The sequence below is a fragment of the Pseudomonas sp. GW821-FHT07F01 genome, assembly GCF_059418825.1.
The window spans coordinates 1,218,277-1,231,726 of sequence record NZ_JBWKQO010000001.1; the positions used below are offsets into that span (position 1 = coordinate 1,218,277).

12 protein-coding genes are annotated in these 13,450 nt (G+C 66.1%); 9 read left to right on the plus strand and 3 right to left on the minus strand.

Translation table 11 applies throughout. The features are described from left to right. The first annotated feature begins 131 nt into the window (after positions 1 to 131). The 9 genes from paaA to nhaB all read left to right on the plus strand — a co-directional run bounded on the left by paaA (position 132) and on the right by nhaB (position 9,833). Positions 132 to 1,121 (plus strand): 1,2-phenylacetyl-CoA epoxidase subunit PaaA, encoded by a 990-nt coding sequence (gene paaA, locus AC07R1_RS05425; protein ID WP_495110236.1) that lies wholly within the window; start codon positions 132 to 134, stop codon positions 1,119 to 1,121. 69 nt (positions 1,122 to 1,190) lie between these two features. Next, positions 1,191 to 1,472, plus strand: a complete 282-nt coding sequence (gene paaB / locus AC07R1_RS05430) for a 1,2-phenylacetyl-CoA epoxidase subunit PaaB (RefSeq protein WP_011061421.1) — start codon at positions 1,191 to 1,193, stop codon at positions 1,470 to 1,472. 8 nt (positions 1,473 to 1,480) lie between these two features. Then, entirely contained in the window at positions 1,481 to 2,242 is a 762-nt protein-coding gene (gene paaC / locus AC07R1_RS05435) for a 1,2-phenylacetyl-CoA epoxidase subunit PaaC (protein WP_011061422.1), read from the plus strand. Then, positions 2,229 to 2,759 (plus strand): 1,2-phenylacetyl-CoA epoxidase subunit PaaD, encoded by a 531-nt coding sequence (gene paaD, locus AC07R1_RS05440; RefSeq protein WP_011061423.1) that lies wholly within the window; start codon positions 2,229 to 2,231, stop codon positions 2,757 to 2,759. The genes paaC and paaD overlap by 14 nt, the downstream gene beginning before the upstream one ends. 29 nt (positions 2,760 to 2,788) lie before the next feature. Next, the gene (paaE, locus tag AC07R1_RS05445; RefSeq protein WP_103290159.1) at positions 2,789 to 3,865 is read left to right on the plus strand and encodes a 1,2-phenylacetyl-CoA epoxidase subunit PaaE; all 1,077 of its coding nucleotides are present in this window, start codon (positions 2,789 to 2,791) and stop codon (positions 3,863 to 3,865) included. A gap of 110 nt (positions 3,866 to 3,975) precedes the next feature. Next, entirely contained in the window at positions 3,976 to 4,284 is a 309-nt protein-coding gene (locus AC07R1_RS05450; RefSeq protein ID WP_072441763.1) for a DUF485 domain-containing protein, read from the plus strand. Continuing rightward, positions 4,281 to 5,927: a cation acetate symporter gene (locus tag AC07R1_RS05455; RefSeq protein WP_495110237.1), complete on the plus strand. Its 1,647-nt coding sequence runs from the start codon at positions 4,281 to 4,283 to the stop codon at positions 5,925 to 5,927. Before AC07R1_RS05450 ends, AC07R1_RS05455 begins: the two co-directional genes overlap by 4 nt. A gap of 60 nt (positions 5,928 to 5,987) precedes the next feature. Beyond that, positions 5,988 to 8,042 (plus strand): phenylacetic acid degradation bifunctional protein PaaZ, encoded by a 2,055-nt coding sequence (paaZ, locus tag AC07R1_RS05460; RefSeq protein WP_495110238.1) that lies wholly within the window; start codon positions 5,988 to 5,990, stop codon positions 8,040 to 8,042. A gap of 288 nt (positions 8,043 to 8,330) precedes the next feature. Beyond that, positions 8,331 to 9,833 (plus strand): sodium/proton antiporter NhaB, encoded by a 1,503-nt coding sequence (nhaB, locus tag AC07R1_RS05465; RefSeq protein WP_065364118.1) that lies wholly within the window; start codon positions 8,331 to 8,333, stop codon positions 9,831 to 9,833. 161 nt (positions 9,834 to 9,994) lie between these two features. On the opposite strand, the gene AC07R1_RS05470 is transcribed toward nhaB, so the two are convergent. The 3 genes from AC07R1_RS05470 to gnd are packed head-to-tail and all read right to left on the minus strand — an operon-like array spanning position 9,995 to position 13,307. After that, the gene (locus tag AC07R1_RS05470; protein WP_495110239.1) at positions 9,995 to 10,831 is read right to left on the minus strand and encodes a Cof-type HAD-IIB family hydrolase; all 837 of its coding nucleotides are present in this window, start codon (positions 10,829 to 10,831) and stop codon (positions 9,995 to 9,997) included. Further along, positions 10,813 to 12,330 (minus strand): glucose-6-phosphate dehydrogenase, encoded by a 1,518-nt coding sequence (zwf, locus tag AC07R1_RS05475; protein ID WP_495110240.1) that lies wholly within the window; start codon positions 12,328 to 12,330, stop codon positions 10,813 to 10,815. The genes AC07R1_RS05470 and zwf overlap by 19 nt, the downstream gene beginning before the upstream one ends. After that, positions 12,327 to 13,307 (minus strand): phosphogluconate dehydrogenase (NAD(+)-dependent, decarboxylating), encoded by a 981-nt coding sequence (gene gnd / locus AC07R1_RS05480; protein WP_015635708.1) that lies wholly within the window; start codon positions 13,305 to 13,307, stop codon positions 12,327 to 12,329. The genes zwf and gnd overlap by 4 nt, the downstream gene beginning before the upstream one ends. Positions 13,308 to 13,450 lie beyond the last annotated feature (143 nt).

Here is a 13,450-nt window from a genome sequence, read left to right on the forward strand (position 1 = left end):
TGGCAAAGGCCCAGGGGCGCAATGCGATACCAAAATCAAACATGACACGCTATTTTATGTTTGAAATTAATTTGCGTATCACATATAAACACTCCCATGCCCAGCCACACCTTCACACCGGGAGACGCCACATGTACGCACAGCTGGTAGAAACGGGGGTCAAGCGCGTCACGCCACTGGCCGAGATGTCCGAACAGGAACGCAGCTTCCAGCAAAGGATCGACGGCGAGATCAAGATCGAAGCCAAGAACTGGATGCCCGAGGCCTACCGCCAGACCCTGATCCGGCAGATCTCCCAGCACGCCCATTCGGAAATCGTCGGCATGCTGCCCGAAGGCAACTGGGTCACCCGTGCCCCGACCTTCAAGCGCAAGCTGCAACTGATGGCCAAGATCCAGGACGAAGCCGGCCACGGCCTGTACCTGTACAGCGCCATGGAAACCCTGGGGGCCGACCGCGACGAAGAAGTGGCCCGGCTGCACAGCGGCAAGGCCAAGTATTCGAGCATCTTCAACTACCCGACCCTGAACTGGGCCGACATGGGCGCCGTGGGCTGGCTGGTGGATGGCGCGGCCATCGTCAACCAGGTGGTGCTGCAACGCACCTCCTACGGCCCCTACTCCCGGGCCATGGTGCGCATCTGCAAGGAAGAGAGCTTCCACCAGCGCCAGGGCTACGAAATCCTCCTGACCATGATGCGCGAGGGCAACCAGGCGCAGCGGGACATGGTCCAGGACGCCATCAACCGTCTCTGGTGGCCGGCCCTGATGATGTTCGGCCCCAGCGACGAACACTCCCCCAATAGTGCCCAGTCCATGGCCTGGAAGATCAAGCGCCAGAGCAACGACGAACTGCGCCAGCGCTTCATCGACCAGACCATCCCGCAACTGGAGCTGCTGGGCTGCACCTGCCCCGACCCGGAGCTGAAGTGGAACGCCGAGCGCGGCCATTACGACTTCGGCGAAATCCAGTGGGAAGAATTCTACGAAGTGCTCAAGGGCAACGGCCCGTGCAACCAGGAACGCCTGGACACCCGCCGCCAGGCCATCGAGGACGGCGCCTGGGTGCGGGCTGCCGCCGTGGCCCACGCCGCCCGGAAGGCCGCCCGCAACGCCGCCTGAGAGCCCGTTCACCCCCGGCCACTGCCCCCAGGGGCAATGGCCCTCCAGCCCTGATGTGGAGTCACTGCAATGTCTGAATGGACCCTCTACGAGGTTTTCGTGCGCAGCAAGCACGGCCTCAACCACAAGCATGTCGGCAGCGTGCACGCCGCCGATGCCCCGATGGCCATGGCCAACGCCCGCGACCTCTACACCCGGCGCAGCGAAGGCGTGAGCCTGTGGGTGGTGCCGTCGGCGCAGATCGTCGCCTCCTCGCCGGACGAAAAGGAGCCGCTGTTCGACCCGGCGGACGACAAGGTCTACCGCCACGCCAGCTTCTACCAGTTGCCCCCCGAAGTCGGACACATGTGAGGCCGGCCATGAACCCTGCAAACGATCTGCTCAACCATCTGCTGCGCCTGGGCGACAGTGCCCTGGTCCAGGGCCAGCGCCTGTGCGAATGGTGCGGCCGGGCCCCGGCCCTGGAAGAAGAACTGGCACTGATGAACGTCGGTCTCGACCTGGTGGGCCAGGCCCGCAACTGGCTGGACTATGCCGCCGAACTGCTGGCGGACGGGCGGGATGCCGACCATCTGGCCTTTCGCCGCGACGAACGCGCCTACCGCAACCTGCTGCTGGTGGAACAACCCAATGGCGACTTCGCGGTGACCATGCTCAAGCAGTTCTTCTACGACGCCTGGCACCTGGAAACCCTCCGTGGCCTGTGCCTGTCCAGCGATCCACGCATCGCCGGGGTCGCCGCCAAGGCGTTCAAGGAAGTCACCTACCACCTGCGTCGCTCCAGCGAATGGGTCGAGCGCCTGGGGGATGGCACCGAGGAAAGCCACCGGCGCATGCTCCAGGCCCTGCCGCGGCTGTGGCGCTTTACCGGGGAACTGATCGCCACCGATCCTGCGGAGAACGCGTTGCACCAGGCCGGGCTGCTGGCAGACCCGGCTCAGGTCGCCACCGCCTGGCAGGACAGGGTCGCCGCGGTGTTCGCCCGGGCCACCCTGCCTGTGCCCGAAGCGCCCAGCCACTTCTACCTGGATGCGCGCAAAGGCCTGCATACCGAACACCTGGGCCTGCTGCTGGCCCAGATGCAATCACTGCCGCGAGCCTATCCCGATGCGGTCTGGTGAGCTGATCGGCAGCGACCTGGGGGCACGCGACCCGTTGCCCGGGGACCTGGACACCGCCTGGGCCACCCTCGACCGGGTCATGGACCCGGAAGTGCCAGTGGTCAGCGTGCTCGACCTGGGCATCGTGCGCCACCTCGACTGGCACCAGGGGCACCTGCAGGTGGCGGTCACCCCGACCTACTCCGGCTGCCCGGCCACCGAGGTGATCGAAAGCGACATCCGCCAGGCCCTGGAGCGCGCCGGCTTCAAGGCCCCCAGGCTGCTGCGCCAGCTGACCCCGGCCTGGACCACCGACTGGATCACCGAGCGCGGGCGCCAGCGCCTGCAGGCCTACGGCATTGCACCGCCCTCGGGCAGCAGCAAGCGCAGCCTGCTGGGAGAAACGCCCCAGGTGCTCTGCCCGCAATGCGGCAGCGCCCACAGCGAGCGCCTCAGCGAGTTCGGCTCCACCGCCTGCAAGGCCCTGTATCGCTGCCGTGATTGCCTGGAACCCTTCGACTACTTCAAGTGCATCTGAGCGGCCCGGCGCCGCAGTGGAGAACCACCATGAGCCAGTTCCACCGCCTGACCATCAAGGACCTGCGCAATGAAACCCGCGACGCGGTGTCCATCGCCTTCGAGGTTCCCCCGCACCTGCAACAGCAGTTCCACTTCACCCAGGGTCAGCACCTGGTGCTGCGCACCGAGCTTGAAGGCGAGGAAGTGCGCCGCTCCTATTCGATCTGCACCGGGGTCAACGACGGTGAACTGCGCATCGCGGTCAAGCGCGTGGCCGGCGGGCGTTTCTCGGCCTTCGCCAATGAACGATTGCAGCCCGGCCACAGCCTGGACGTGATGCCCCCGGCCGGGCGTTTCCATGTGGAGCTGGACCCGGCGCGGCGCGGCCATTACCTGGCGGTGGCGGCCGGCAGCGGCATCACGCCGATCCTGTCGATCATCAAGAGCACCCTGCAAACCGAGCCCCACAGCCGGGTCACCCTGCTCTACGGCAACCGCTCCAGCAACTCGGCGCTGTTTCGCGAACAGCTTGAGGACCTGAAGAACCGCTACCTGCAGCGGCTGAACCTGATGTTCGTGTTCAGCCGCGAACGGCAGGACATCGACCTGTACAACGGGCGCATCGACCAGGACAAGTGCCAGCAGCTGTTTTCCCGCTGGCTCGACGTCCAGCAACTGGAGGCCGCGTTCATCTGCGGCCCCCAGGCCATGACCGAAACCGTGCGCGACAGCCTCAAGGCTGCCGGCATGCCGGCCGAGCGCATCCACTTCGAGCTGTTCCACGCCGGCAGCGACGGGCACAAGCGCCAGGCCCGGGAAACCGCCAGCGCCCTGGATGCCCGGCACAGCCGGGTCACCGTCATCAGCGACGGCCGCGCCCTGGCCTTCGACCTGCCGCGCAACAGCCAGAGCATTCTCGACGCCGGCAACGCCCAGGGCGCCGAACTGCCCTACTCGTGCAAGGCCGGAGTCTGCTCCACCTGCAAATGCAAGGTCATCGAAGGCGAAGTGGAAATGGACAGCAACCACGCCCTGGAAGACTACGAAGTCGCGGCCGGCTACGTCCTCTCCTGCCAATCGTTCCCGCTCAGCGACAAGGTGGTACTGGACTTCGACCAACTCTGACTCCGGCGCTCCCCGCAGCCGCCCGTAGCCGCTGCCGAGCCCCAGCGAAGCTGCGAAAGGCCGTGCAGCGCCTTCACGTGCCACCAACAACAAAAACAAGAGAACGCGCCATGACCCCACAACAGATCGCCCGCATCACCCGCCATCCGGACTTCATCCAGCTGGTGCGGTGCAAGCAGCGCCTCTACTGGTCGCTGACCCTGATCATGCTCCTGGCCTACTACGGCTTCGTACTGCTGGTGGCTTTCCGCCCCGGGCTGCTGGGGCGCTCGTTGGCCGGCGGAGCCACCAGCGTCGGCATGCCGGTGGGCGTGGCTATGATCGGCCTGGCCTTTGCCCTCACCGGCTTCTACGTCTACCGCAGCAACCGCCTGCTGGACCCGCTGAACGACAAGCTCAAGCGCGAGTGCCAGCCATGAAGCGCCTGCTCGCTCTATTCCTGCTGCCCTGCCTGCTGGCCACCGATCTGGCCCTGGCGGCCGACACGCCGGCGCGGCCATTGAACTGGAACGCCATCGGCATGTTCCTGGTGTTTGTCCTGATGACCCTCGGCATCACCCGCTGGGCCGCCCGGCGCACCCGCTCCGCCAGCGACTTCTATACCGCCGGTGGCGGCATGAGCGGCTTGCAGAATGGCCTGGCGATCGCCGGCGACATGATTTCCGCAGCGTCCTTCCTCGGCATCTCGGCAATGATGTTCCTCAATGGCTACGACGGTCTGTTGTACGCCCTGGGGGTGCTGGCCGGCTGGCCGATCATCCTGTTCCTGATCGCCGAACGCCTGCGCAACCTGGGCAAGTACACCTTCGCCGACGTGGTGTCCTATCGCCTGGCCCAGACGCCGGTGCGCCTGACCTCAGCCTTCGGCACCCTGAGCGTGGCGCTGATGTACCTGGTGGCGCAGATGGTCGGCGCCGGCAAGCTGATCGAGCTGCTGTTCGGCATCAGCTACCTCTATGCGGTGATGCTGGTGGGCCTGCTGATGGTCTGCTACGTGACCTTCGGCGGCATGCTGGCCACCACCTGGGTACAGATCATCAAGGCGCTGATGCTGCTCTCGGGCACCAGCTTCATGGCCTTCATGGTGCTCAAGCACTTCGGCTTCAGCAGCGAGGCGCTGTTCGCCCAGGCCAGCGCGGTGCACGCCAAGGGCAGCGCGATCATGGCCCCGGGTGGGTTGCTGTCGAACCCCATCGATGCCATTTCCCTGGGGCTGGGCATGATGTTCGGCACCGCCGGCCTGCCGCACATCCTCATGCGCTTCTTCACCGTCAGCGATGCCCGGGAAGCGCGCAAGAGCGTGTTCTACGCCACCGGTTTCATCGGCTACTTCTACCTGCTGCTGATCATTGTCGGCTTCGGCGCCATCGTCATGGTCGGTACCGAGCCCCAGTACCGCGATGCCGGCGGCGCGATCATCGGCGGCGCCAACATGGTTGCCGTGCACCTGGCCCAGGCGGTGGGCGGCAACCTGTTCCTGGGCTTCATCTCGGCCGTGGCCTTCGCCACCATCCTGGCGGTGGTGGCCGGGCTGGCGCTGTCCGGCGCCTCGGCGGTCTCCCACGACCTGTACGCCTGCGTGCTGCGCAAGGGCCAGGCCAGCACCCGGCAGGAAATGCGCGTCTCGCGGATCGCCACCCTGTGCATCGGGGTGCTGGCGGTGCTGCTGGGGCTGTTGTTCGAATCGCAGAACATTGCCTTTCTCTCGGGACTGGTGCTGGCCATCGCCGCTTCGGTGAATTTCCCGGTGCTGTTTCTTTCCATGTTCTGGAAAGGCCTCACCACTCGCGGCGCGGTGGGCGGCAGCCTGGCTGGCCTGGTCTCGGCGATTGTGCTGCTGATGCTCAGCCCGGCGGTCTGGGTCAATGTGCTGCATCACCCCCAGGCGCTGTTTCCCTATGCCAACCCGGCGCTGTTTTCCATGAGCCTGGCGTTCTTCTGTGCCTGGGCCCTCTCCGTCAGCGACCGCTCGCCCCGGGCCGAACTGGAGCGCGGGCGCTACCTGGCGCAGTTCATCCGTTCCATGACCGGCATTGGCGCATCCGGCGCCACTCATCACTGACCCCATCCATGAGCGCGGGCTGCCGCGCTCGAACCCGGTTCACCCTCTGGAGGAATCCCCATGCCACAGGCTCCTACCCTGCAAAGCTTCATCGCCGGCCGCTGGTTCGGCCAGCATCCGGCCCAGTCACTGCGCAGCGCCATCGATGGGCATGAAGTGGCGCACACCCACGAGGAGGCCCCGGACTTCGCCGAGGCCCTGGCCTTTGGTCGCCATCAGGGCGGCAAGGCCTTGCTGGCCCTGGATTTCCAGCAGCGGGCCCAGCGCCTCAAGGCCCTGGCGCTGTATCTGAGCGAGCGCAAGGAGCAGCTCTATGCCCTGTCCCATCACAGCGGCGCGACGCGGGCCGACAGCTGGATCGATATCGAGGGCGGCAACAGCACCCTGTTCAGCTACGCCGGCCTCGGCGGCCGGGAACTGCCGTCGGGCAACCTGTTGCACGAAGGCCCGGCGCAATCCCTGAGCAAGCTCGGCAGCTTTGCCGGCAGCCACATCCTGGTGCCCCGGGGTGGCGTGGCGGTGCACATCAATGCCTTCAACTTTCCGATCTGGGGCATGCTGGAAAAATTCGCCCCGTGCTTCCTCGCCGGCATGCCCTGCATCGTCAAGCCGGCCAGCGCCACCAGTTACCTGACCGAGGCCGCGGTGCGGCTGATGCATGAATCGGGGCTGCTGCCCGAAGGCAGCCTGCAATTGGTGATAGGCGCTACCGGCGACCTGCTGGACCGCCTGCAAGGCCAGGACCTGGTGACCTTCACCGGCTCCGCCAGCACCGCCGGACGACTGCGGGCCAACCCGAACCTGATCCGTCATTCGGTACCCTTCAATGCCGAGGCCGACTCGCTGAACTGCGCGATCCTGGCCCCGGACGTAAGCCCGGACGACGAGGAATTCGAGCTGTTCATCAAGGAAGTGGCACGGGAAATGACGGTCAAGGCCGGACAGAAATGCACCGCCATCCGCCGTGTCATCGTCCCCGCCAAGCAGCTGGATGCGGTGGCCACGAAATTGCGTGAACGCCTGTCGAAGGTGGTGGTGGGCGACCCGTCGGTGGAAGGCGTGCGCATGGGCGCCCTGGCCTCCCATGAACAACAGCGGGACGTGGCCGAGCGCCTGGAAAGCCTGTTGCACAGCAGCGACCTGCTGTTCGGCGCCCGGGACGGCTTCGAGCCCCGGGGCACAAACGTCAGCCAGGGCGCGTTCTTCGCGCCAACCCTGCTGCTGGCGCGCGATCCCCTGGCCGAGGGTGGCGCCCACGATATCGAGGCCTTTGGCCCGGTCAGCACCCTGATGGCCTACGACGACCTGGACCAGGCGCTGGAACTGGCCTCTCGCGGCAAGGGCAGCCTGGTGGCCAGCCTGGTCACCAAGAGCCCGGCCATTGCCGCCCAGGTCATTCCCCGGGCTGCGGCCTGGCACGGTCGCTTGCTGGTGCTGGACCGCGAGTGCGCCGGCGAATCCACCGGCCACGGCTCGCCGCTGCCGCAACTCAAGCACGGCGGCCCGGGGCGCGCCGGCGGCGGTGAAGAGCTGGGAGGCCTGCGGGCGGTCAAGCATTACCTGCAACGGGCGGCGATCCAGGGCTCGCCAAGCATGCTGGCGGCGGTAACCGGCGAGTACGTGCGCGGTGCCCAGGTGATCGAAACCGAGGTCCACCCCTTCCGCCGGCACTTCCAGGACCTGCGGATCGGCGAATCCCTGCTGACCCACCGGCGCACCGTGACCGAGGCCGACCTGGTGAACTTCGGCTGCCTGTCCGGGGACCACTTCTACATGCATTTCGACGACATTGCCGCCAAGGCGTCGCAGTTCGGCAAGCGCATCGCCCATGGCTATTTCGTGCTGTCGGCGGCGGCCGGGCTGTTCGTTTCCCCGGGCCCCGGCCCGGTGCTGGCCAACTACGGCCTGGACACCCTGCGCTTCATCACCCCGGTGGGCATTGGCGACACCCTGCAGGCGCGCCTGACCTGCAAGCGCAAGATCGACCAGGGCAAGCTCAGCCCCCAGGGCACGCCGCAAGGAGTGGTGGCCTGGGATGTGGAAGTCAGCAACCAGCTGGGCGAGGTGGTGGCCAGCTACGACATCCTGACCCTGGTGGCCAAGCGTACTGAGTGAAGCCGTTGAAGGCTGCGCAAGGCTCAAGGCCCTCTTCGCCGGCAAGCCGGCTCCTACAACAGTTTTGCGCCGCCAGCCCCCCCGTAGGAGCTGGCTTGCCAGCGAAGGCGTGCTTGAGGACTGCGCAAGGCTCGAGGCCCTCTTCGCCGGCAAGCCGGCTCCTACGGAAGGTCGTGCACTGGCGGCCGCTGGGGCGCTGGCGAAGTTTGTCGCAAAAGATTTCATCAATTCTTGATTCTCAATCCGCCATGGGGCAAGTTGCGCGCTTCTCACTACAAGGAGCCGCCAATGTCCGGTTCAATGGCCCAGGCGTTCGCCCACAATTTTCTCGGCCAATCGCCCCGCTGGTACAAGGCAAGCATTGTCGCGTTCCTGTTGCTCAACCCTCTGCTGTTCTTCGCTGTCAGCCCGGCCGCCGCCGGCTGGTGCCTGGTGATCGAATTCATCTTCACCCTGGCCATGGCCCTCAAGTGCTACCCCTTGATGCCCGGCGGCCTGCTGCTGGTGCAGGCACTGGTGCTGGGCATGACCACGCCCCAGGCGCTGTATGACGAGCTGGTGCACAACTTCCCGGTGATCCTGCTGCTGATGTTCATGGTGGCCGGCATCTATTTCATGAAGGAGTTGCTGCTCTACCTGTTCTCCCGGCTGCTGCTGGGGGTGCGCTCCAAGGCGCTGCTGGGCCTGCTGTTCTGCTTTCTCTCGGCCTTCCTCTCGGCCTTTCTCGACGCCCTGACCGTCACCGCGGTGATCATCAGCGCCGCGGTAGGCTTCTATTCGGTGTATCACCGGGTGGCGTCCGGCAATGACCCGCGCCAGGACAGCGCCTTCGTCGACGACCAACAGTTGCCTGCCCTGCATCATGACGACCTGGAGCAGTTCCGCGCCTTCCTGCGCAGCCTGCTGATGCATGGCGCCGTGGGCACCGCCCTGGGCGGCGTGTGCACCCTGGTGGGGGAACCGCAGAACCTGCTGATCGGCCATGAAATGGGCTGGCACTTCGCCGATTTCTTCAGCAAGGTGGCACCGGTTTCGATGCCGGTCCTGGCGGCTGGCCTGGTGACCTGCGTACTGCTGGAGAAACTGCGCTGGTTCGGCTACGGCACCCTGCTGCCGGACAACGTGCGCCAGGTGCTGGCCAACTACGCCGCCGAGGACGATGCCCAGCGCACCTCGCGCCAGCGCGCGGCCCTGCTGGTGCAGGGGCTGGCGGCACTGATCCTGATCGTCGCCCTGGCCCTGCATGTGGCCGAGGTCGGGCTGATCGGCCTGCTGGTGATCGTACTGATCACCGCCTTTACCGGGATCACCGACGAGCACCGCCTGGGCAACGCGTTCAAGGACGCCATGCCTTTCACCGCCCTGCTGGTGGTGTTCTTTGCCGTGGTGGCAGTGATTCACCAGCAGCAGCTGTTCACCCCGTTGATCCAGTGGGTGCTGGCGCTGCCGGCGGACCAGCAGCCGGGCATGCTGTTCATTGCCAATGGCCTGCTCTCGGCCATCAGCGACAATGTGTTCGTGGCCACCATCTACATCACCGAAGTGAAACAGGCCTTCATCTCCGGGCAGATGAGCCGCGAGCACTTCGAAACCCTGGCGATCGCCATCAATACCGGTACCAACCTGCCGAGCGTGGCCACGCCCAACGGCCAGGCGGCCTTCCTGTTCCTGCTGACCTCGGCGATTGCACCGCTGGTACGCCTGTCCTACGGACGGATGGTGTGGATGGCCCTGCCCTACACCGTGGTGATGGGGCTGCTGGGCTGGTACGCGGTGAGCTACTGGTTGTAACCGCCGCTTGGGGCGCCCCGGGACTGCAGGTGGGGCGCAATGGGTGCAGGACTGGGGGCGGGGGGGGGGGGGGGGGGGGGGGGGGGGGGGGGGAACGCCCACCCCCCCCCCCCCCCCCCCCCCCCCCCCCCCCCCCCCCCCCCCCCCCCCCCCCCCCCCCCTCAACGCATGAGGATATAGCGCTCGATGGCTTCGGCGGCGCCGTCTTCCAGGTTGCTGCCGGTGATCACATCAGCCTGGCGCTTGACCTGTTCTTCCGCCTGGCCCATGGCAATCGACAGGCCGGCACGCTGGAACATCGCCGGGTCGTTGCCGCCATCGCCCAGGGCCGCGGTGCGCTCCAGCGGCACCCCCAGGTATTCGGCCAGGGTCATCAGGGCCTGCCCCTTGTCCGCCTGCAAGGCAGTGAGATCGAGGAACCTGGGTTGGGAACGGGACGCCTGGGCCTGCCCTGCAGTGGCGGCCTGCAAGCGGGCCTCCAACTGCACCAGCAAGCGGTGATCGCTGCTGGCGGCGACGATCTTGTCGATGCGCGGCAGGTATTCCTCGAAGCTGTCCACCACCTTGGGGGCGTAACCCAGCGCCTGGCGCTCCAGGGGCATCAGGGCACCGTCCAGGTTGCGCAGCAGCCATTCGTTGTCGGCAAACACCCAGGTCTCGACCTGTGGGCAGGGTTCGAACAGCAGCAAGGCGGTGACCGCCGCTTCCACCGGAACATGGTGGCGAGCCAGGAAACTGCCATCGGGCTTGACGATACTGCCGCCGTTGAAGCCGGCAGTGGGCAGGTCGACGCCCAGGGCCTCGATCTGCTGCAGCATGGCCCGCGGCGGCCGTCCGGTGGCCAGGCTGAAGGCCACCCCGGCCTCGCGCAGCGCACGGACCGCATCCAGGGTGCGGGGGCTGAGGCTGTGGTCGGGGCGCAACAGGGTGCCGTCCATGTCACTGAGGAGGAACTCGATAGGCCGCGCCTGCACGCCACTCACCCCAGGGGTCGCCATACGCGGCCATCCCGGGCCAGCAGTTCATCCCCGGCTGCCGGGCCATCCACGCCCGCCGGGTAGCTCTGCAAGCTGGCGTCCTGTTGCCAGGCATCGAGGAAAGGTTGCACCGCGCGCCAGCCGTTCTCGATGTTGTCGGCGCGCTGGAACAGGGTCTGGTCGCCGATCAGGCAGTCGTAGATCAGGGTTTCGTAGCCGGTGGAGGGCTGCATCTCGAAAAAGTCGCGGTAGGCAAAACCCAGCTCGATGTTGGCCATGTCCAGGCTCGGCCCGGGCTTTTTCGCCAGCAGGTCGAACCACATGCCTTCGTTGGGCTGGATCTGGATCCGCAGGTAGGTCGGCAACAGGCGCTCGACCTCGGTATCGCGGAACTGTGCATAGGGCGCCGGCTTGAAGCAGATGACGATCTCGGTGTCGCGCACACTCATGCGCTTGCCGGTGCGCAGGTAGAACGGCACCCCGACCCAGCGCCAGTTGTCGATCATCACCTTCAGCGCAACGTAGGTTTCGGTGCTGCTGTCCGGCGCCACGTTGGCTTCCTCGCGGTAGCCCGCCAGGGCCTTGCCGGCCACTTCACCGGCGCTGTACTGGCCGCGCACCGAGTTGGCCCGGGCCTCTTCCACGGACCAGGGGCGGATAGCCCCCACCACCTTGGCCTTTTCGCCACGTACCGCATCGGCGCCAAAGGCAGCGGGCGGCTCCATGGCCACCATCGCCAGCAACTGGAACAGATGGTTGGGCACCATGTCCCGCAGGGCACCGGTGTGTTCATAAAAGCTGCCACGGGTTTCCACGCCGACGGTTTCCGCCGCGGTGATCTGCACGTGGTCGATGTAATGGTTGTTCCAGAATGCCTCGAACAGGCTGTTGGAAAAACGGCTGACCAGGATGTTCTGGACCGTTTCCTTGCCCAGGTAATGGTCGATGCGATAGATCTGCTTCTCGCTCATGACCTTGAGCAGGCAGCCGTTGAGGGCTTCGGCGGTCTGCAGGTCGGAGCCGAAGGGTTTTTCGATCACCACCCGGCGAAAAGCCTGCGGCCCCTCCTCCAGCAACCCGGCGCTGCCCAGGCGGCGCACCACTTCACTGAAGAAGCGCGGTGCGGTGGCCAGGTAGAACACCGCGTTGCCGGTGCCGCTGGCGGCAATCCGCGCCGCCAGTTCGGCATAGGTGGAGTCGTCGAGAAAATCGCCCTGGACATAGTTGATGCCCCGGGTCAGGCGGGCCCAGACGGCGGCATCCACCGCCGCCCCCTGGCCTTGCTTGTTGAGCACTTCATCGCGAAGGAAGTCTTCCAGCAGCGTGGCGAACTCGGCGTCGCTCACCGCGTTGTGGTCGACGCCGACAATCCGCAGCCCCTCATCCAGCAAACCGTCGCGGCTGAGGTTGTACAGCGCCGGCATCAGCAGGCGCTTGACCAGATCACCGCGGGCGCCGAACAGGAACAGCGTGGTCGGCGGCGCCGGCAACGCCTTGGACTTCTTTCGCGTGGTGGTCATTTTTTCCCGGTCTCCACATGGCCGCCAAAGCCGAAGCGCATGGCCGACAGCAGCTTGTCACCGTAGGTGCCCTGGCCGCGGGAGCGGTAGCGGGAGAACAGCGAGTTGGACAGTACCGGCACCGGCACCGATTGCTCCATGGCCGCTTCGATGGTCCAGCGCCCTTCGCCACTGTCGGCCACCGAGCCGGAGAAGCCGTCGAGCTTCGGATCGCCCGCCAGGGCATCGGCGGTCAGGTCCAGCAGCCAGGAGGACACCACGCTGCCACGGCGCCAGACTTCGGCGATATCGGCGACATTGAGGTCGAAGCGCTGGTCTTCCGGAAGGCTTTCCGAGGCCTTGGTCTTGAGGATGTCGAAGCCCTCGGCGAAGGCCTGCATCATGCCGTACTCGATGCCGTTGTGGATCATCTTGACGAAGTGCCCGGAGCCGGCCGGGCCGGCGTGGATGTAGCCGCGTTCGGCACGGTCGTCATCGGCGACCCGGTCCTTGGTCCGCGGGATGGTGCCCATGCCGGGCGCCAGGGCGGCGAACAGCGGGTCCAGGCGCAGCACTTCGGCAGCGTCGCCGCCGATCATCATGCAGTAGCCACGCTCCAGGCCCCAGACGCCGCCGGAGGTGCCGACGTCGATGTACTTCAGGCCCTTTTGCGCCAGGTCGCGGGCGCGGCGGATGTCGTCTTTATAGTAGGTGTTGCCACCGTCGATGATCACATCGCCCGGCTCCAGCAACTGGCTGAGGGTGTCGATGGTGTCTTCGGTGGGTGCGCCCGCAGGCAGCATGACCCAGACCGCCCGGGGCTTTTCCAGGCCCGCCACCAGGGCCGGCAGGTCGGCGACGCCCTTGGCGCCTTCAGCGGCCAGGGCGCTGACGAAGTCGGTGTTGCGGTCAAAGACTACGGTCTCGTGCCCATTGAGCATCAGGCGCCGTGCAATGTTGCCGCCCATGCGGCCCAGTCCAATAATCCCCAGTTGCATGTGCTGATGCTCCTACTGCAAAAATTCTGATCAAAAAAAGTTATAGCCCAGAGGGCCGGGGCAAAATCCCGAGGGGCGCAACTATACAAGGCAAGAAGCCCCAAGACAGCGCAATCTTCAGACAGATTCCGAGTTTTTACCCC

What these genes read in the sequence shown, in the direction of transcription:
- paaA (WP_495110236.1), top strand. Translation starts at nt 132, where the DNA reads ATGTACGCACAGCTGGTAGAAACGGGGGTCAAGCGCGTCACGCCACTG.
- paaB (WP_011061421.1), top strand. Translation starts at nt 1,191, where the DNA reads ATGTCTGAATGGACCCTCTACGAGGTTTTCGTGCGCAGCAAGCACGGC.
- paaC (WP_011061422.1), top strand. Translation starts at nt 1,481, where the DNA reads ATGAACCCTGCAAACGATCTGCTCAACCATCTGCTGCGCCTGGGCGAC.
- paaD (WP_011061423.1), top strand. Translation starts at nt 2,229, where the DNA reads ATGCGGTCTGGTGAGCTGATCGGCAGCGACCTGGGGGCACGCGACCCG.
- paaE (WP_103290159.1), top strand. Translation starts at nt 2,789, where the DNA reads ATGAGCCAGTTCCACCGCCTGACCATCAAGGACCTGCGCAATGAAACC.
- AC07R1_RS05450 (WP_072441763.1), top strand. Translation starts at nt 3,976, where the DNA reads ATGACCCCACAACAGATCGCCCGCATCACCCGCCATCCGGACTTCATC.
- AC07R1_RS05455 (WP_495110237.1), top strand. Translation starts at nt 4,281, where the DNA reads ATGAAGCGCCTGCTCGCTCTATTCCTGCTGCCCTGCCTGCTGGCCACC.
- paaZ (WP_495110238.1), top strand. Translation starts at nt 5,988, where the DNA reads ATGCCACAGGCTCCTACCCTGCAAAGCTTCATCGCCGGCCGCTGGTTC.
- nhaB (WP_065364118.1), top strand. Translation starts at nt 8,331, where the DNA reads ATGTCCGGTTCAATGGCCCAGGCGTTCGCCCACAATTTTCTCGGCCAA.
- AC07R1_RS05470 (WP_495110239.1), bottom strand. Translation starts at nt 10,831, where the DNA reads ATGGCGACCCCTGGGGTGAGTGGCGTGCAGGCGCGGCCTATCGAGTTC.
- zwf (WP_495110240.1), bottom strand. Translation starts at nt 12,330, where the DNA reads ATGACCACCACGCGAAAGAAGTCCAAGGCGTTGCCGGCGCCGCCGACC.
- gnd (WP_015635708.1), bottom strand. Translation starts at nt 13,307, where the DNA reads ATGCAACTGGGGATTATTGGACTGGGCCGCATGGGCGGCAACATTGCA.